Source organism: Microbulbifer sp. YPW16, assembly GCF_021290385.1.
GTDB lineage: Bacteria > Pseudomonadota > Gammaproteobacteria > Pseudomonadales > Cellvibrionaceae > Microbulbifer > Microbulbifer zhoushanensis.
On the sequence record NZ_CP089928.1, the window covers coordinates 249,378 to 267,168 of the forward strand.

At 60.3% G+C, this 17,791-nt stretch carries 17 protein-coding genes; 15 read left to right on the top strand and 2 right to left on the bottom strand.

The genetic code is table 11. The features are described 5' to 3' along the window. Positions 1 to 129: 129 nt before the first annotated feature. The 15 genes from fabF (at position 130) to LVE68_RS01155 (ending at position 13,641) form a co-directional block, all read left to right on the top strand. On the top strand, positions 130 to 1,371 hold the full coding sequence (gene fabF, locus LVE68_RS01085) for a beta-ketoacyl-ACP synthase II (RefSeq protein WP_232942352.1): 1,242 nt from the start codon (positions 130 to 132) through the stop codon (positions 1,369 to 1,371). A gap of 63 nt (positions 1,372 to 1,434) precedes the next feature. Then, on the top strand, positions 1,435 to 2,196 hold the full coding sequence (locus tag LVE68_RS01090; RefSeq protein ID WP_232942354.1) for an aminotransferase class IV: 762 nt from the start codon (positions 1,435 to 1,437) through the stop codon (positions 2,194 to 2,196). Further along, entirely contained in the window at positions 2,190 to 3,287 is a 1,098-nt protein-coding gene (gene mltG / locus LVE68_RS01095; protein ID WP_232942356.1) for an endolytic transglycosylase MltG, read from the top strand. Before LVE68_RS01090 ends, mltG begins: the two co-directional genes overlap by 7 nt. Before the next feature lie 2 nt (positions 3,288 to 3,289). After that, complete coding sequence (gene tmk / locus LVE68_RS01100; RefSeq protein WP_232942358.1) at positions 3,290 to 3,910, top strand: dTMP kinase; 621 nt, start codon at positions 3,290 to 3,292, stop codon at positions 3,908 to 3,910. 37 nt (positions 3,911 to 3,947) lie between these two features. After that, positions 3,948 to 4,973, top strand: coding sequence for a DNA polymerase III subunit delta' (locus tag LVE68_RS01105; protein WP_232942360.1), 1,026 nt, complete (start codon positions 3,948 to 3,950; stop codon positions 4,971 to 4,973). Between the two features lie 80 nt (positions 4,974 to 5,053). After that, on the top strand, positions 5,054 to 5,404 hold the full coding sequence (locus LVE68_RS01110; RefSeq protein ID WP_232942362.1) for a PilZ domain-containing protein: 351 nt from the start codon (positions 5,054 to 5,056) through the stop codon (positions 5,402 to 5,404). 7 nt (positions 5,405 to 5,411) lie between these two features. Then, complete coding sequence (locus LVE68_RS01115) at positions 5,412 to 6,188, top strand: TatD family hydrolase (RefSeq protein WP_232942364.1); 777 nt, start codon at positions 5,412 to 5,414, stop codon at positions 6,186 to 6,188. Positions 6,189 to 6,215: 27 nt separating this feature from the next. Then, the gene (locus LVE68_RS01120; RefSeq protein WP_233006746.1) at positions 6,216 to 6,845 is read left to right on the top strand and encodes a dUTP diphosphatase; all 630 of its coding nucleotides are present in this window, start codon (positions 6,216 to 6,218) and stop codon (positions 6,843 to 6,845) included. Positions 6,846 to 6,932: 87 nt separating this feature from the next. Continuing rightward, the gene (locus tag LVE68_RS01125) at positions 6,933 to 7,913 is read left to right on the top strand and encodes a malate dehydrogenase (RefSeq protein WP_232942366.1); all 981 of its coding nucleotides are present in this window, start codon (positions 6,933 to 6,935) and stop codon (positions 7,911 to 7,913) included. Positions 7,914 to 8,100: 187 nt separating this feature from the next. After that, the gene (locus LVE68_RS01130; protein ID WP_232942368.1) at positions 8,101 to 8,619 is read left to right on the top strand and encodes a DUF2244 domain-containing protein; all 519 of its coding nucleotides are present in this window, start codon (positions 8,101 to 8,103) and stop codon (positions 8,617 to 8,619) included. A 185-nt stretch (positions 8,620 to 8,804) separates the two neighbouring features. Further along, a complete protein-coding gene (gene bcp / locus LVE68_RS01135; protein WP_232942370.1) occupies positions 8,805 to 9,281 on the top strand; it encodes a thioredoxin-dependent thiol peroxidase in 477 nt (158 codons plus the stop codon). Between the two features lie 565 nt (positions 9,282 to 9,846). Then, on the top strand, positions 9,847 to 10,293 hold the full coding sequence (locus LVE68_RS01140; protein ID WP_232942372.1) for a helix-turn-helix domain-containing protein: 447 nt from the start codon (positions 9,847 to 9,849) through the stop codon (positions 10,291 to 10,293). A gap of 106 nt (positions 10,294 to 10,399) precedes the next feature. Beyond that, positions 10,400 to 10,732, top strand: coding sequence for a preprotein translocase subunit YajC (gene yajC, locus LVE68_RS01145; RefSeq protein WP_232942374.1), 333 nt, complete (start codon positions 10,400 to 10,402; stop codon positions 10,730 to 10,732). Between the two features lie 117 nt (positions 10,733 to 10,849). Continuing rightward, complete coding sequence (locus LVE68_RS01150; RefSeq protein WP_232942376.1) at positions 10,850 to 11,863, top strand: D-cysteine desulfhydrase family protein; 1,014 nt, start codon at positions 10,850 to 10,852, stop codon at positions 11,861 to 11,863. A 119-nt stretch (positions 11,864 to 11,982) separates the two neighbouring features. Continuing rightward, positions 11,983 to 13,641: an alanine/glycine:cation symporter family protein gene (locus LVE68_RS01155; protein ID WP_232942378.1), complete on the top strand. Its 1,659-nt coding sequence runs from the start codon at positions 11,983 to 11,985 to the stop codon at positions 13,639 to 13,641. A 91-nt stretch (positions 13,642 to 13,732) separates the two neighbouring features. Here LVE68_RS01155 and LVE68_RS01165 read toward each other — a convergent pair whose 3' ends face one another. Together LVE68_RS01165 and LVE68_RS01170 are read right to left on the bottom strand one after the other, a co-directional pair. Continuing rightward, on the bottom strand, positions 13,733 to 15,874 hold the full coding sequence (locus LVE68_RS01165; RefSeq protein ID WP_305080391.1) for a M4 family metallopeptidase: 2,142 nt from the start codon (positions 15,872 to 15,874) through the stop codon (positions 13,733 to 13,735). 447 nt (positions 15,875 to 16,321) lie between these two features. Continuing rightward, positions 16,322 to 17,656, bottom strand: a complete 1,335-nt coding sequence (locus LVE68_RS01170) for a glutamine synthetase family protein (protein WP_232942380.1) — start codon at positions 17,654 to 17,656, stop codon at positions 16,322 to 16,324. Between the last annotated feature and the right edge of the window lie 135 nt (positions 17,657 to 17,791).

A 17,791-nucleotide genomic window follows, 5' to 3' on the forward strand; every position in this document is an offset into this window, starting at 1 on the left:
CGTTCTATGTCCCATAGTTCGGCTCTCCTTTTATTGCCACTAGGAAAATGTGACTGCCGGATTGATCTTCGTCCGTAGGCCGCACGTAGAAAGTCCGTCAGTGCAGTATTGATTTTCGGGGGAGCAACAGTGTCGCGCAGAAGAGTAGTCGTAACCGGCATGGGCATGGTGAGCCCGCTGGGCAATACCGTAGACGAGACCTGGGCCGGGGTGCTGGCGGGCACCAGCGGTGCCGGACCGATCGAGTCTTTTGATGTTTCCGCGTTTTCCACACGTTTCGCGGCGACCGTAAAGAATTTTGACCCGACGCCCTACATGCCCGCGAAGGAAGCGCGCAAGATGGACGACTTCCTCCAGTACGGCATGGTTGCGGGTATCCAGGCAATCGAGGACAGCGGCCTGGAAGTCACTGAAGAGGATGCGCCGCGCATGGGAGCCTGCATCGGCTCCGGTATGGGTGGCATTGGCGCGATCGAGGATAATGCTTTCCTGATCGCGGAAAAGGGCCCGCGCCGCGTCTCCCCGTTCTTCGTGCCGGGAGCCATCATCAATATGGTGTCCGGCAACCTGTCGATCAAGTACGGCCTCAAGGGGCCCAATCTCTCCACCACTACTGCCTGCACTACCGGTACCCATGCCATTGGCCTGGGCCTGCGCACGATCCAGTACGGCGACGCTGATGTGATGGTCTGTGGCGGTGCAGAAATGGTAACCACCCCGGTAGGACTGGGCGGCTTTTGCGCGGCGCGTGCACTTTCCACGCGCAATGACGATCCGAAGTCCGCCAGCCGTCCCTGGGATCGCGATCGCGATGGTTTCGTCCTGGGGGAGGGCGCCGGTGTCCTGGTGCTTGAGGAGTACGAACGTGCCAAGGCTCGTGGTGCCAGGATTTATGCCGAGCTTACCGGGTTTGGCATGAGTGGCGATGCCCACCATATGACTTCACCGCCCGAGGACGGCGCCGGTGCCGCGTTGTCGATGCGCAACGCCCTGCATGACGCCGCCCTGACGGCAGGCCAGGTGCAGTACATCAATGCCCACGGCACCTCCACCCCACTCGGCGACAAGGCGGAAGTGGCGGCGGTGCGCTCGGTATTCGGCGATGTGGCGGAGCAGCTTGCGGTAAGTTCCACCAAGTCCATGACCGGTCACCTGCTGGGTGCGGCCGGCGCTATCGAGGCTATATTCTCTGTCCTCGCCGTGCGCGACCAGGTGGCGCCGCCCACCATCAACCTCGACAATGTCGACGAAGCCTGCAGTGGTATCAACCTGGTGCCGTGGGAGGCCCAGAAGATGGACATTGACGCTGTGCTGTCCAACTCTTTCGGTTTCGGTGGCACCAACGGCTCGCTCGTCTTCAAGCGTGCCTGATCCTGTTGTCCCCGTCGCCGCGAGGCGGCGGGGCGACGCTTTCCCTGGCCCGGTGCCCTCCCTGTGAACCTGCCCCTGTATTTCCGCAATGGAATCCCCGCCAGCGAGCTCCCGCCGGATGCCGGGCTGGGGGATGGCCTGCTGGAAACCATGCGGCTCGACCGCGGTTGCGTCCCGCTCTGGTACCTGCACCGGCGGCGGCTGTTGCGCAGTGGCCGGGTTACGGTTGAATCTCTCCGTGAGGTCGAGGCCCTGTTGCAGGAGCTGGGCGAGGTGCCCGGCGCAGCCAGGTTGCGCCTGCGGCTGGCTGCCGGGGCGGCGCCTTCATACTGGGACCTCGCGGTTCATCCGCTGGATCCGCGGGAGGGGATGCAGGGAGTACGGCTCTATCTGAGCGAAACACGCCTGGAAGCCACTGAAACTGCCAACCCCGGCTGCAAATTGCTGCAGCGCGGGCTGTATAATCGTGCCAGCGCCGAGCTGCCCGATTCCGGGATTACGGTTGATGCCCTGTTGCGAGACCGCGCCGGAAGGCTAATTGAGACTACCCGCTGCAACCTGCTGGTGCATTTGGCTGGCGACTGGCTGACGCCCGACCTGGGCCGTTGCGGTGTGCGGGGGGTGATGCGAGACTGGCTCGCGGAGAGGATAGCGCTGCACGAGGTCGATATTGATAGGGCCGCGCTCGAGCAGGCCGATGAACTGGCGCTCTGCAACGGTGTGCGCGGTGTGCTGCCGGTAGTAGAGCTGGATGGGCAGGTACTGGGGCCGGCCGGGCCGGAGACCCGCAGGTTACAGCAGTTAGTGACGGAAGAATTGTGGTAAAGAAAAACAAGCGTGCGAAGCAGGAAAAGCCGGCAAAGGCCACACCAAAGCGAGGTGGAAGGGCCTGGCGTTACCTTCTGCTGGGTACAGTCCTGGCGCTGGTGGCGGCAGGTGGTGCCCTCTGGGCCTACCAGAAAAGCCTGGTTGAGCCACTGGCCGTGGGCGAAGAGGGCCTGCGTTTTGAGGTGGCCAGCGGTGGGAGCCTGTCGAAAGCGCTCGACCAGTTGCACAGTGAGGGTGTGGTCAGCCTGCCCAAAGTGGTTCTGCTCTATGCCTACTACATGGACAAGACCGGAATCCACGCCGGGGAATACCTGCTTCCGCATGGCAGCAACGCGATGGACCTGGTGGAGCGGCTGCACACCGGGGATGTCACCCGCTACCGCGTGACCCTGGTGGAGGGCTGGACTTTCGCCCAGGCCCTGGCGCAGGTGCGGGCCGGTCGCAATATAGTCCAGACCGAGGTAGCGGCCGAGCCGGGGACCGCGGCCGAAGCCCTCGGCTTTGAGGGCGAGAGCCCTGAGGGCTGGATTTTCCCCGATACCTACATCTATCGCTCGGGCACCAGCGATATCGAGCTGTTGCGCCAGGCCTACCAGCGTATGCAGAAAGTGCTGGATGAGGAGTGGCAGGCACGGGACGAGGACCTGCCTTACAGCAGTCCCTATGAGGCACTGATCATGGCCTCGCTGGTGGAGAAAGAAACCGGGCAGCCATCCGAGCGCGATGAGATTGCCGGGGTATTCGTGCGCCGCCTTAACAAGGGCATGCGCCTGCAGACAGACCCCACGGTGATCTACGGCCTCGGTGAGGATTACGATGGAAACCTGCGGCGCGTGCACCTGCGCCAGGCGACCCCGTACAATACCTATGTAATCGACGGGCTGCCGCCCACTCCCATAGCCCTGCCGGGCCGGGAGGCCATCCGTGCGGCCCTGAACCCCAAGGACGGTGACAGCCTCTACTTTGTTGCCAAGGGCAACGGCTATCACCACTTCTCCGCGACGCTAGCCGAGCATAACCGGGCAGTGCGCGAGTACCAGCTCAAGCGCCGTGCGGACTATCGCTCAAGCCCGGACAAGGGAGAGTAATCGTGCGGGGAAAGTTCATCACGCTCGAAGGCGGTGAGGGCGTCGGCAAGTCCACCAACCTCCGGTTTGTGACCAGTTGGCTGGAGGAGCAGGGTATTCCCTTCGTGCAGACCCGGGAGCCCGGTGGCACGCCGCTGGCAGAGCAATTGCGAGAGCTGCTGCTTAGCCACCGCGAGGAAGCGGTGGACCCCACGGCAGAATTGCTGATGGTTTTCGCCGCGCGGGCACAGCACCTGGCCGAGGTCATACGGCCGGCCCTGGCACGGGGCGAGTGGGTGATCTGTGACCGCTTCACCGACGCCACCTATGCCTACCAGGGCGGTGGCCGGCAGCTGGACCGGCAACTTATCGCGCAGCTCGAACAGACTGTCCAGGGCGACCTGCGCCCCGACCGGGTACTGTTGCTGGACCTGGATCCAGAGCTGGGGCTTGAGCGTGCGGCCAGCACGGGCGCCGCTGACCGCTTTGAGAGCGAACAGCTTGCCTTCTTTCGCCGGGTGCGGGATGCCTACCGGGCGCGCGCGGATGCTGCCCCGGACCGCTATGCGGTGATCGATGCGAGCCAGCCGCTGGAGCAGGTGCAGGCGGACCTACGGCAGCACCTGGAAGCGCTCGTCTCCTGAGGGCGGGCAGAGGATTATTCGCGGGAGCAGCACACGCGTGTCAGACACCACATCAGCGAGCACCAGTATTCCATCTCCCCTGCCGTGGCAGGGGGAGCAATGGCAGCGGCTGGGCGCCCAGTGGCGCGCCGGGCGATGCCCCCATGCGCTGCTGCTGAGCGGCGCGGGTGGCCTTGGCAAGCGGCGCTTTGCCGAAGCCTTTGCAGCACTGGTGCTGTGCGAACAGCCCCGCGACGGGCTTGCCTGCGGGGATTGCCGTGGTTGTCGCCTGTGGCAGGCCGGCTCGCATCCTGATTTCCTGAGGGTGGAACCGGAAAAACCCGGCGGTCCGCTGAAAGTCGAGCAGGTGCGCCAGCTGGGCAGTTTTGTCAGCCGCACCAGCGGCCGGGAAGGCGCGCGCGTCGTCTGGCTGGCACCAGCCGAGGCAATGAACGTCAACGCTGCCAATGCGCTCCTGAAAAACCTCGAGGAACCGGCACCCGCTGTGCTGTTCCTGCTGATCTCGGACGCTCCCTCGGGCCTTTTGCCCACTATCCGCAGCCGCTGCCAGACCGTGCCGTTCCCGGCACCATCCCCGGACGTAGCGTTGCGCTGGCTGGGAGAGGGCGGCCTGGACGGGCAGGGTGCCCAGCGCGCCCTAGATCTTGCTGGTGGTGCTCCGCTGCTGGCCCTGCAACTGGCGGATCCCGAAGCACGGGAGGCGCGCGAGCAATTTCTCACCGACCTGACTGAGCTCACCCGCGCTAGCGCGAGTGCGGTATCCCTTGCCGGGCGCTGGGAGAATCCCCCGGAGGGCGTGGCGCTGACGCAGTTACTGCAATTCTGGCAACACTGGGTGGCGCTGATGATGCGCGCTCGCAGCTGTGACCTCACCGCCGATGAACAGGTCGTTGCCCTGTTGCAGCGGCTGCCCGGTACAGGGACCGAAAGCCTGCGATCCCTGTTTGCCTTCAGCGACCAGTTGCAGCAGGCCCGGCAGGGACTGGTGGGCGGCAGTAACCCGAACAAGCGCCTGTTGCTTGAAGAACTGATGATCCGCTGGTCCAGGCTCTTTTCCGCCTGACCGGGCGGCCGCTTCTGGACAGCTTTGGCGTGCTCGGCTAACGTAGCGGCAAATACAACGACAACAATCGAGGATGGACTATGACCGCCATGGGAGGGGGAGCCCGGGGTATCCTGACGCTCAAGATCCAGGACAAGTCGGTGCTCTATGCTGCCTATATGCCGTTCGTGAAAAACGGTGGCTTATTCCTGAAAACGGACAAGCCCTACAACCTGGGCGATGAAGTCTTCCTGCTGTTGAACCTGATGGACGAGCCAGATAAGGTCCCGGTGGCCTGCAAGGTGGTCTGGATCACACCGGCCGGTGCCCAGGGCAACCGGTCCCCGGGTGTGGGGCTGCAGTTCACAGACAAGGACAACCAGGCGCAGAGCAAGATCGAAACTTACCTGGCCGGCTCACTGGAATCCAGCCGGCCAACCCACACGTTGTAACTGATACATGATTGTTGACTCCCATTGCCATCTCGATCGGCTGAAACTCGACAAGTTCGACGGTGACCTGAGTGCCGTACTGGACCTGGCCCGCGAGCGCGGCGTGCACAAGTTCCTGTGCGTGGGGATCAGCCTGGACAATGTCGACCGGGTGGTGGAGATTGCCGGCCAGTATCCCGATGTGGTCTGCTCGGTGGGCATCCACCCGCTGGATGTGGACTCGGGACTGGCCACCGAAGAGCGGCTGATCGAGCTTTCAAAGAAGCCCAATGTGGTGGCGCTGGGTGAGACCGGCCTCGACTATTACTACAGCACCGATACCCGGGAGACACAGCGCGAGAGCTTTGCTGCCCACCTGCGGGCTGCCGGTCGCGCCGGCCTGCCTGTGATTGTGCACACCCGCGATGCGCGCGAGGATACCCTGGAGCTGATTCGCGAACATGGTGACCCGGACCATGCCGGTGTCCTGCACTGTTTCACCGAAAGCTGGGAAATGGCGCGGGCGGCGCTCGACCTGAATTACTACATTTCGCTTTCCGGTATCGTGACATTCAAGAATGCCGAAGAGCTGCGTGATGTGGCCCGCAAGCTGCCGCTGGAACGACTGCTGGTGGAGACCGATTCTCCCTACCTGGCGCCGGTTCCCTATCGCGGCAAGCCGAATATCCCGGCCTATGTGCGCGAGGTAGCGGAATTTATTGCCGACCTGCGCGGCCTGGCGCTGGAAGAACTGGCCGAAATCACCACGGACAACTTTAACCGACTTTTCCCCCGGGCTGCCTGAGCCCGCACGCAGGAAATATCCCCGATGATGCAACAACAGCTGCAGGCCATGCTGGCCCTGCAAGACGAGATCAATACGCTGGTTAACAATAACTGGCGTGAGCAGAACTTTGCCTGGTACCGCGCTATCTGGATAGAGAGCGCCGAACTGCTGGATCACTATGGCTGGAAGTGGTGGAAAAAGCAGCAGCCGGATATGGACCAGGTAAAGCTCGAATTGGTGGATATCTGGCATTTCGGCCTAAGCCTGGAGCTCCAGCAGGGGGCGCCGGAGAAAGTTGCCACCGATATGGCAGCCGAGCTGGCCGCAACGCGTCCCGGGCAGGGTGACTTTCGTGAGCATCTGGAGGCTTTCACGCTGAACACCCTGGCCAGCAGGCAATTTGACCTGGTTGGCTTTGCCCAGCTACTGGCGGACACCGGTATGACCTTCGACGAGCTCTACCGCCGCTATGTCGGCAAGAACGTCCTCAACCGTTTCCGGCAGGACAACGGCTACCAGGATGGCAGCTACGTGAAGAACTGGGATGGGCGTGAAGACAACGAGCACCTGGCAGAACTCAGCACGGCCCTGGACGCTGCCAGCAGTGATTACAGTGACCAGCTTTACCGGGCCCTGGCCAGCCGCTACGCGGAATCCACTGCTGCTTTGGTATGAACCCGGGAACATTCCCGGCGGGCCGCAGGTGAAATTTATCCGTAAGTCTCTATAATGCGGGCCGCTTACAGACGAGGGAGAACTATCGTGAAAGCACCTGTACGTGTTGCTGTGACCGGCGCCGCCGGCCAGATCAGCTATTCGCTGCTGTTCCGCATCGCCTCTGGCGAAATGCTGGGCAAAGACCAACCGGTTATCCTGCAACTGCTGGAAATCACCCCGGCCCTGGAAGCGCTCAAGGGCGTGGCCATGGAGCTGGAAGACTGCGCCTTCCCGCTGCTGGCGGGCATTGTCCAGTCTGATGACGCCAACGTCGCCTTCAAGGACGCACAGTACGCCCTGCTGGTCGGTGCCCGTCCCCGTGGCCCGGGCATGGAGCGCAAGGACCTGCTGGAAGCCAATGCGGCGATTTTCTCCGCACAGGGCAAGGCGCTGAACGACGTGGCTGCCCGCGACGTGAAAGTGCTGGTGGTGGGCAATCCCGCCAACACCAATGCGCTGATCGCCCAGCGCAACGCGCCGGACCTGGATCCCCGCAACTTCACCGCCATGACCCGCCTGGACCACAACCGGGCCCTGTCGCAGCTGGCTAACAAGACTGATTCCAGCGTCAACGACATTACCCACATGACTATCTGGGGCAACCACTCCTCCACCCAGTACCCGGACCTGCACCAGGTCAAGGTCGGTGGGGCCAGCGCCATGGATAAAGTGGAACAGGACTGGTACGAGAACGACTTTATCCCCACCGTGCAGCAGCGCGGCGCGGCGATCATCAAGGCTCGCGGTGCTTCTTCCGCGGCGTCCGCTGCCAATGCGGCGATTGACCATATGCGCGACTGGGCGCTGGGCACCGCCGAGGGTGACTGGACCAGCATGGGTGTCTTCAGTGACGGTTCTTACGGCATCCAGGAAGGCCTGATCTACTCCTTCCCGTGCACCTGCAAGAACGGTGACTGGGAAATTGTCCAGGGCGTCGACATCAATGATTTCTCTCGCGAGAAGATGTCTGCCACCGAGCAGGAACTGGCGGAAGAGCGCGACGCTGTAGCGCACCTGCTGCCGTAACCTGTCCAACGCCACCGGCCGCCATCAGCATGGCACCGGCCCGGTATCGGACAGAGAAGAGCCCGCACCTGTTGCGGGCTTTTTTATGCCTGCCCGGCAGGGATGCAGACCCGCCACCGGCGGCATTTTTGGCTCCCGGTTCGTCCTGACTACACTTGGGGATAAGTAGTATCAGGAACCCAGAACCATGGTTACTGAAGTCGGTCGCGTCTCCCGTGCCAATGCCTGCATCCTGCTGCAGCCCAACCAGTCACTCTCAAGCTCCGGAAACCTGTGGGTATTTATCTCCCTGCTGGCCGTATCCTTTGGGATCAGTGCCGCCTTTGCACTGGCCGGCGCATGGATGATATTGCCATTCGCGGGCCTGGAAATGCTGTTGCTGGGCATTGTGCTGTTTTATGTCTACGCCGAGGGCTCGCGTCGCGAGGTGATCCGCATTAACGGGGAGCGGGTGGTGCTGGATTGCTCCAGGGGGCACCGGGAGCAGTCTGTCTATCACCGGGAGTTTGAGCGGGACAGCCTGGTAGTCCTGGTGCGCATCGACAGTGATACGGAACCGGCATCAATCAGTTTCAGTGGTCCGGAAGGGTGCCTTGAGATAGGTGACTTCCTGACAGATGCCGAGCGCGCCGCCCTGGTGGAAAAGCTCAGCCAGTGTGGGATTTTTGCCCGGCGGGAGCGGGGATACAGCCTGCTGGAGCTGTGACGCCACCGCTGTATCCCCCCTGGGCGTTCAATCCAAAAATACATGTGTCGGGTGGATAAGGGCTGCCGGGCAGGGGCCTGGCGGGGTTTCACATGGCGGGTGAAAACGAATTCCGTGAGCCGCTTGCGCGGCTCCGTTATAATCCCGGTGCGCTAAAACAAACATGTTTAATTCAGGGGGTATCTGTGGCATTTCCCAAAATCGGCAATCTGGCACCGGCGTTTACGCTGAAAAATCAGGACGGCGAAAAGGTTTCACTGAAGGACTTTCGCGATAAAAAAAATGTGGTCCTCTATTTCTATCCCAAAGCCCTGACACCCGGCTGCACTACCCAGGCCTGCGGAATCCGTGACAGTGCGGAAGAGTTTGCCAGCCGTGACACGGTGGTGCTGGGACTCAGCCCGGACCCCGAGGCCAAGCTGCAGAAGTTCATCGAGAAACATGAGCTCAATTTCGACCTGCTGGCCGATGAGGACCACAAGATAGCCGATAAGTATGGCTGCTGGGGCCTGAAGAAATTTATGGGCCGGGAGTACATGGGGTTGCTGCGTACCACCTTTATCATCGACAAGAGTGGCCGGCTCCGCCATATCATCGATAAGGTCAAGACCAAGACCCACCATGAAGACGTGCTGGGCTGGATTGACGAAAACCTGGCCTGAGGTCAACCGCGGGGCCGCAGGGTTGAGTAGGGCGCCGCGGTCCCGGTCCGGCGCCCGGTTCCCCCGCGGTATCGTCCCGGCAATATCGCAAGCGTTCGATCATTCCTGACTTTCCTCGATAAGCTGGTCCGGCGCGCATTCATCTGACTTTCCCGAACCTGCTTTCAGGTTCAGTGAACCTGTTGTCGCCCTGTCAGTGGGTCTTTTTTCCTACCGTTATTGTCTTTCTGGCGCCCCAGCTCACGTGGATTTCAGCCAGTAAGATGTCATTTATGTGTTTTAAAAAAAAAGTTGCCTGTCGCGCCTTGCATTCTCCGTGATTGGTCTATACTGGCTTGTGTAAAGAAGCGCCGGCACAGGGAGCCTCCCTGGAAGGATGTTGCCGGAGGTAAGGTTAGTTTTTGTACAGTTCTGCGATGGATTCGAGGTCTGTTTCAAGTGTATCCCCGCAACGGGTGGTATTCGGCTCTTGAGGTCAGTGGTAGGGGCTAGAAAGTTTGGGGTTCGCAGGAAGCGGGCGTAGAAAAATAACCGCGGCTCACGGAACTTATTTAAGGAGCAGCTCATGAACCATATTCAGCCAGACCAGTCGTCTCTCTCTGAGGACAAGCCCCTGCAGCAGGCGCGTCTCTCGGGTGATCCCAATATCCTGGACCAGTTACTGGCACCGCCGGAAGCCACCAGCTTTGGAATTGCCGCGCGCGTGATCGATGTGCTGGAACAGCGGATCGGTAAAGCCTCGCTGGCGATCCGGCCGGTAGCCTCGGACCTGAGCATGTCCACCCGCACGCTGCAGCGACGGCTGCAGGAGCACAATCTCAGCTTTGCGGCCCTGCGCGACCATGTGCGTTTCCGCCATGCCGTGCATTTCCTCAAGGACACCGCATTGAGCGTGGATGGCATTTCCCGGATCCTGGACTTCTCCGACCGGACCAGTTTTACCAGCGCCTTCAAGCGCTGGACCGGTATGTCCCCGACCGGTTATCGACGCCAGGTCCGCCAGCGCTTCTGATGCCGGCCGACCCCACGGCAACTGCCGCGGGGTCGCCGATTGCCTCGGCAGGATAAACCCGTTAGAGTTGGCCACAATTTATTGGCTGACTTTTCGAGGTTGATTAATGAGCTTTTTCATTCCTGCCGCGGTTGCCCAGGAGGCCGCACCGGCACCCCAGGGAAATCCTATGGTTACCCTGCTGATGTTTGCTGGCCTGTTTGCGTTTATGTGGTTCTTTATTATCCGGCCGCAGCGCAAGCGCCAGAAAGAGCATCAGGAGCTGGTCAGCGCCCTGAAAAAGGGTGATGAGGTGGTGATGACCAGTGGCATGCTGGGCCGTGTTGAGAAGGTGGATGAGGATTACCTCGTTCTGGAAGTGGCTGACAACATGCAGCTGAAGTTCCAGAAGGTAGCCGTGCACGCTATCCTGCCCAAGGGCACGATCAAGAAGATCTAGTGCGCGCGGGCACCCCTACGGTTCCGTGAAAACCCGGCTTCAGCCGGGTTTTTTATGTCAGGGGGTTGCCGGATTTGTAATCAACAACAATATTTTTGATGCCTTCCGGGAGTGCATATGGACCAGCTGAACTTTCCTGCCCGCGTGCAACTGGCGCGCCTGCCCACCCCGCTGCAACCCCTCGACCGTATTACCGAAAAGTACTCCACCCCCTTTGACGGCCCGCGTATCTGGGTCAAGCGCGACGACCTGACAGAGGCGGCGATGTCCGGCAACAAGTTGCGCAAGCTGGAGTTTATCGCCGGTGCAGCGCTGGAGCAGGGCTGTGACACGCTCATTACCTGCGGCGGCCTGCAATCCAATCACTGCCGTACCACTGCCCTGGTGGGGGCCCGGCTGGGACTGAATGTGCACCTTATCCTGCGCGGCGAGCATAGCGGCGAGATGGACGGGAACCTGTTGGTGGACCGGCTTGCCGGTGCAAAAGTGTCCTTCTATCCCCAGCGCCAGTATTTTCGTGAGCAGCAGGAGATCTTCGCTCACTGGGAAAAGGTCTATGCAGACCATGGCCACAGGGCGCTGCTGATACCGACCGGTGCCAGCGATGGCCTGGGTATCTGGGGTTACCTCGACGGTTCACGGGAGTTGCTCGAAGACTGCCGGCGGGAGGGTTTTGAGCCGGAGCATGTTGTCTGCGCCACCGGCAGCGGGGGAACCCAGGCGGGCCTGACGCTCGGCTTTCACCTGGCGGGAGCGAAAACGCAGGTCACCGGTTACGCGGTGTGCGACGATGAGTCCTACTTTGTCCGCAAGGTACAGGAAGACGTGGCCCAGTGGGCGAGTAGTAATAATCAACAGTTTGATGAAAAAACACTCAGGATCGCCGTGAACGCCGATTATATCGGCCCGGGCTACGGGATTGCCGAGGAACCTGTGTACCGGGCAATTGCTGAGGCCGCGGCGCTGGAGGGACTGCTGCTGGACCCGGTATATACGGGCAAGGCGTTCGATGGGCTGCTGCGGGAGCTTGCCCGCGGCCGCTACCGGGACTGCGAGAACCTGGTCTTCGTACACACCGGTGGGCATTACGGGCTCTTCCCGCACCGGGAGCATTTCTCATTCCTGGGATGAAGTGGCATCGCTGTTCAGAGTTTCCCTAGCATCCCGGAAACTGCTAATCTGCGCAGCTATCTGCAGCTTAAGCTGTAAAAATAATCGGAAATAAATAATACAGAGTAGTGGGGGTCAACTTGGAATCCTTCAATCATCTGCTGTTGTCACTGGACGGCATGCTCGGTTCGGCATGGTGGTTCCCGTATGTCCTGCTTGGCGTCGGCGTTTTCTTTACCATCTTCCTGGGCTTTCCCCAGGTGCGGTATTTTGGTCATGCGATCAAGATTGTACGGGGCAAGTACGACAAGCCGGGGGATCCTGGTGACACCTCCCACTTCCAGGCGCTTTCCACTGCACTATCCGGCACCGTGGGTACCGGTAACATCGGTGGTGTTGGCCTGGCGATCTTCCTGGGTGGGCCGGCTGCGCTTTTCTGGATGTGGGTGACGGCCTTCCTGGGTATGACGACCAAGTTCGTCGAGGTGACGCTGTCACACAAATACCGTATCAAGGCCGCTGATGGTTACTATGCCGGTGGCCCGATGTTTTATATGGAACGGCGACTCAACATGAAGTGGCTGGCGGTGCTGTTCGCCGTTGCCACAGTAATCTGTTCCTTCGGTACCGGCAGCCTGCCGCAGGTCAATAACATCGCCCAGGCGATGTACGACACCTTCGGCCTCAACAAGGCCCTGACTGGTGGGGTATTGGCGATATTGCTGGGGATGGTGATCATCGGCGGGATTACCCGGATTGCCAAGGTGACCTCCACCATTGTGCCGCTGATGGCCCTGCTGTACGTCATCGGCGCCCTGGCGGTGATCCTGTACAACTATGAAAACATCATTCCGTCGTTCGCGGCAGTATTCAGTGACGCGTTTAACGGCTCTGCTGCAGCCGGTGGCTTCCTCGGCGCGAGCTTCGCCTACGCGTTCAACCGGGGCGTCAACCGCGGGCTCTTCTCCAACGAGGCTGGGCAGGGCTCGGCGCCGATCGCGCACGCCGCGGCCCGTGCCGATGAGCCGGTGTCAGAGGGCATGGTCTCGCTGCTCGAGCCTTTTATCGATACGCTGATCATCTGTACCCTGACCGGCCTGGTGATCCTCTCCTCTGGCGTATGGACCGAGAAACATTTCAATCGCTTCGAGCGCGCCGATATGGTCGCTGTGGCCGGGCAGTACACTGACCAGAACAGTGAGGATGTGAAGACACTGTTCAATTTCCTGAGTAACGGCGGCAGCGAGGTGAAGCGGTTCAATGGCTCTGTCGTGGTTGCCGATGGCCGTGCACTGAATGAGGGCGAGTTCACCCTGATCAATGCGCGCTCGGTGGCTGAGGATGTTGAGTTCCGGGTAGGGGATGACACTTTCAGCGGTGTGCTGACGGTAAGCGACGGGCGCTTCGTCAACCCGAATGTTGAGATCTGGGGCAATTCACTGGTGCACTCGGTAGCGCTGACCAATATTGCCTTCCAGCGCGGTTTCTTTGGTGACTACGGCAGCCTGATCGTGACGCTGGGGATCCTGCTGTTCGCCTTCTCGACCGCGATCGCCTGGTCTTACTATGGCGACCGCTCCATGATCTACCTGTTTGGTCCCAGAGCTGTAATGCCGTACCGCCTGGTTTATGTCATTGCCTTCTTCTGGGCGGCGATTGAGGACACCACGGTCATCTGGAACCTGTCAGCTGTAGCGATTGTGATCATGACGCTGCCCAACCTGTTTGGTATCAGCATCCTTGCGAAGGAGATGAAAGATACGGTCAAGGATTACTGGAAAGATCCCAGTCACAAGTAAGCACGGGACTGGACGAGGAAAGGGGCAGCGACAAGCTGCCCCTTTTTCGTTCAGGCCTGGCCGCTGTGGAAGCCGGTCGTAAATGCCCGCATCATGGTGTGGCTGAGGCCTCCAGGGTTACACCGTTATAGGAACGGTAGCCGCGGATGCTGATATGCCAGGTCCCGGACTGGGGATTGCTGAACGAGCACAGCTCGCTGTTGCCGTTCCGGTAGGGACGGCAGTCGTAACTGCTGGTAGTGGGCTGGCTGCCATAGCGAACATAAAGGTCGGCGTCACCGCTGCCCTGGGACATCTGCACCTCGAGCAGGGAGCGCCCCTCACCGACGTCCAGGGTGAAGTGCTGCCAGGACCCCTGGCCGCCGGAAAGCTCTGTCCGGGTCAAGCTGTCCCCGGCATCATCACTGTAGCTGCCCACGAGCTCCACGCCACTGAAGCTGCTGTAACCCCTGAGCATCACATGGTAGGTGCCGGCCTGGGCCGGGTTGAACGAGCAGTTTTCGTTGTTGCCATTGCGGTAGGGACGGCAATCGTAACTGGAGGTGGTGGGCGCCGAACCGTATTTAACGTACAGGTCTGCATCGCCGGAACCGCCGGAAATCTCAAAGCTGGTGCTGGTAGCTTCGGCGGGAACTTCGAGTGTGTAGAAAATCTCCTGCCCCTGGCTGCCCGAAAGGCCGCTGACGGGAACGCCATTTTCCAGTTCTGATCCCACCGGTGGCTGTGTATCGGTGCAGGCGGAAGTGGAGACGCCGACCGCATCAAACGCGTCAATTACATCGGCTTCGTCGTAACTGTAATCGCGGGTGGCCTCAACCACGCCACAGGCGCCCTGGTTGAAGTCTGTAGTGCTGCCCCAGTAGCTCTGGTTGGCCAGAACGAAGACGTCGAAAGCCCTGCGTGTATCCCATCCGGTGCTATTGGCCAGCAGGTAGAAGGCCCGGTTGAATACGCCGGAGCTGTGATGGACATCCATGCCGGAGTAGTAGTCGGCCGCATTACCGATGGAGTTGCCATCCCGGGTGGGGTCCTCGAAATAGCGCAGTGCACCGCTCGACTTGAAAATCTCCTGCCCGACCAGCCAATCGTTGCTGCCACGCATATAGTATTCTGCAGCCTCACCGGCCATATCTGAAAATGCCTCGTTGATGCCGCCGGACTGTGCCGAGTAGCGCAGGTTCGAGTTCTGCTCGGTAAAGCCATGGCTCACTTCATGGGCGGTGACGTCAAGGCTGACCAGGGGGTAAAAGCGGGAAGCCCCGTCACCAAAGGTCATCTGGCTGCCATCCCAGAAAGCATTTTCGTAGCTGTTGCCGTAGTGGACCCGCAGGCGCAGTTTCTGGGTCAGGGGCGCGGTGCCATACCAGTCGCTGAACAGGTCGAACACCACGTTGCCGAAATAGTGTGCGTCGTTCAGGGGGGAAAAGGCCCCGTTGATGTAGCGGTAGTCGTTGTAGGGGGTGCCGCTTGCCGGGCAGCTGTCGATCGCGAAAATACTGCCGCCGCTGGTGCGGTTGTCCATGTCGACGGTTTCCACGTTTGGCGAATCGTACCGGCAGTCACTGGATACCAGCAGGGTGGGGAAGTCACTGCCATAGTCGTAGCGACCCGTTTTCTCGTTACCCCCGGGGCCGTTTGCGTCCCGATTGGTGAGACCGTCCCATTGCGAGAGTACCTCCCCGGTAAGCGCGTCGATAAAGAAAAAGGGGCGGGCAGGGTTCTCGCCATACTCCACCCAGCTCACCAGGTAGGCCAGGCGCGCCCGATCCTGTTCATCCAGGTAAACGTATAATTTCTGCCGCTGGTTGGCTGCTGATAGCTTCAGGGCGTTGGCAGACTGGGGGGTTGCCTGCCCGGATTCCATGCGCAGTGCAATGCTCCGGGACATGGCCCGCGCAAGGGCATTTTCCGGTTTGATGGTAGGGCGAGTCGAGGGGACTTCGAGGTCGAGTCCGGCAATCACCTCGCCAGTGACCCGGGCAGTGTTGCCCTTACCGGAGCTGGTGACGGTAGCGCCCCATATCGGTATACCCCGGTGGGTCTGGCGGTAGCGGGTCACGGTCTTGCCATTGGGCAGGGTCCGGGATTTTACCTCTTCCAGGGTGACGTCCTGGGCAGCCTGGGCTGACTGGATGCTTTTCGACAGCAGGTCCGGGGTTGCCGGGATGCGGTCGGCCGCATGGGCGCCCAGGGTCATTGAAATCGCGCAGCTAAAACCGATTAAGTGCTTCATTGCTTATTATTCCTTTTCTATCCGGAAGGACGAGGCTGCGTTTGGTGGGATCGCCTCCGCACGCAACGCACAGGCGGGGAACGGCAATGCCAGCCGCCTGCGATATCGCCGCCATTGGGTTGGGCCGGGGTTGTGGGAACGAGGGCACCAGCGCAGGGGACCCCTGGCTCCATTTCCCTGATCCCACATCCCGGGTCGGTTCACCTGTTGGTGACAGGCGTGATCCAGATTAGCGGGCATTACAGGGGGGGCAATTGGCTCGGGAGAGCTATTTCGCGGTTTGGAAAGTGGGTCAAGTTTTTTTGCGCTGAAAGGATCTTTCCGTAAAAATCTGCCTAATTTTCACGAATAGTCAGCAAAAAAATTAAATTTATAATCAAAAAAGGCCCCTTTATTGGGGCCTTTCCGGCATTGGCGTTTTTCAGGAAGTGTCTGCTGTCGTGTCAATCAGACGTTCAGCAGCAGGTATTCACGCTCCCAGGAGCTGATTACCCGGTTGAATTCCTCGTACTCGTCGCGCTTGATGGCGCTCCAGGCACGCACGAACTTTTCCCCGAACATCTGCTTTGCCTCTTTGCACTCCGCCAACAGGCTGAGGGCATGCTCCTGGGTGCGGGGCAGGGAAATGGGTTCGGACGAGCAATCCCCGGCATAGGGCTCGCTCGGCTCGATACGATTGATAATGCCCAGGTAACCACAGGCGAGAGACGTTGCGATCGCCAGGTAGGGGTTGCAGTCCGCACCGGGGAAGCGGTTTTCGAGGCGCTTGCCCTGCGGTGAGCTGTCGGGTACCCGCAGGCCGGTTGTGCGGTTGTCATACCCCCAGTGCAGGCTGGTGGGGGCGGCAATTTCCGGCGTGAAGCGGCGATAGGAGTTCACATTGGGCGCGAAGAAACTGATAAAGCCCGGGGTGTACTTCTGCATCCCGCCAATAAAATGCATGAATGTCTGGTTTTCCCTGCCGTCCTCGTCGACAAATATGTTTCGCCCGGACTCCATATCCACAATGCTCTGGTGGATATGCAGCGCGCTGCCGGGTTCCTGTTCCATCGGCTTTGCCATGAAGGTGGCATAGATGCCATGGCGCAGGGCCGTCTCGCGCACGGTGCGTTTGAACGTAAAGACCTGGTCCGCCAGTTTTAGCGCATCCCCATGGAGGAAGTTGATTTCCATCTGGGCGGTACCGGACTCGTGGATCAGGGTGTCGACATCCAGTCCCTGTGCCTCGGAGAAGTCGTACATGTCCTCAATGATGGGTTCGTACTCGTTGGCCGCATCAATACTGTAGGATTGCCGGGTTTTCTCCGTGCGGCCCGAGCGGCCGATCGGCGCTGACAGTTTCTCGTCCGGGTCGAGGTTGCGCTTGACCAGGTAGAATTCCACCTCCGGTGCCACCACCGGCTTCCAGCCCATTTCAGCGTATTTCTCCAATACAAACTTGAGTATATTGCGTGTGCTGATGGGGTGCGGCTTGCCGTCCCGGGTGTAGCAGTCATGGATTATCTGTGCTGTGGGCTCGTTGGCCCAGGGGTTCAGGCGGATTGAGTCCGGATCAGGTTCCAGCAGCATGTCGGTATCCGCCGGGTCCACGAGCTCGTTATGCTCGTCGACGTAATCCCCGGTAACGGTCTGTACCAGGATACTTTCCGGCAGGCGGCTGTCCTGGGTGAGGAATTTGTCCGTGGGGGTAAACTTGCCCCGCGCGTTTCCGGACATATCGGGCACCAGACACTCCACTTCGGAAATATCGTGTTCTGCGAGCCACTGTTTAATCTTGTCCATTTTGCACCTTGATCTAAAAGATCTGCCCCTTGGTGGAGTTGCATTAGTATACGCCCGGTGTGAGACAGGTAGCATCACACCGGGGCTTGAGTGAGGCGGCGAAATCGCTGTTTCGCCACAGGCTTTGATTATGAC

What these genes read in the sequence shown, in the direction of transcription:
- LVE68_RS01110 (WP_232942362.1), top strand. Translation starts at nt 5,054, where the DNA reads ATGACCGCCATGGGAGGGGGAGCCCGGGGTATCCTGACGCTCAAGATC.
- LVE68_RS01115 (WP_232942364.1), top strand. Translation starts at nt 5,412, where the DNA reads ATGATTGTTGACTCCCATTGCCATCTCGATCGGCTGAAACTCGACAAG.
- LVE68_RS01120 (WP_233006746.1), top strand. Translation starts at nt 6,216, where the DNA reads ATGCAACAACAGCTGCAGGCCATGCTGGCCCTGCAAGACGAGATCAAT.
- LVE68_RS01130 (WP_232942368.1), top strand. Translation starts at nt 8,101, where the DNA reads ATGGTTACTGAAGTCGGTCGCGTCTCCCGTGCCAATGCCTGCATCCTG.
- LVE68_RS01140 (WP_232942372.1), top strand. Translation starts at nt 9,847, where the DNA reads ATGAACCATATTCAGCCAGACCAGTCGTCTCTCTCTGAGGACAAGCCC.
- yajC (WP_232942374.1), top strand. Translation starts at nt 10,400, where the DNA reads ATGAGCTTTTTCATTCCTGCCGCGGTTGCCCAGGAGGCCGCACCGGCA.
- LVE68_RS01150 (WP_232942376.1), top strand. Translation starts at nt 10,850, where the DNA reads ATGGACCAGCTGAACTTTCCTGCCCGCGTGCAACTGGCGCGCCTGCCC.
- LVE68_RS01165 (WP_305080391.1), bottom strand. Translation starts at nt 15,874, where the DNA reads ATGAAGCACTTAATCGGTTTTAGCTGCGCGATTTCAATGACCCTGGGC.
- LVE68_RS01170 (WP_232942380.1), bottom strand. Translation starts at nt 17,656, where the DNA reads ATGGACAAGATTAAACAGTGGCTCGCAGAACACGATATTTCCGAAGTG.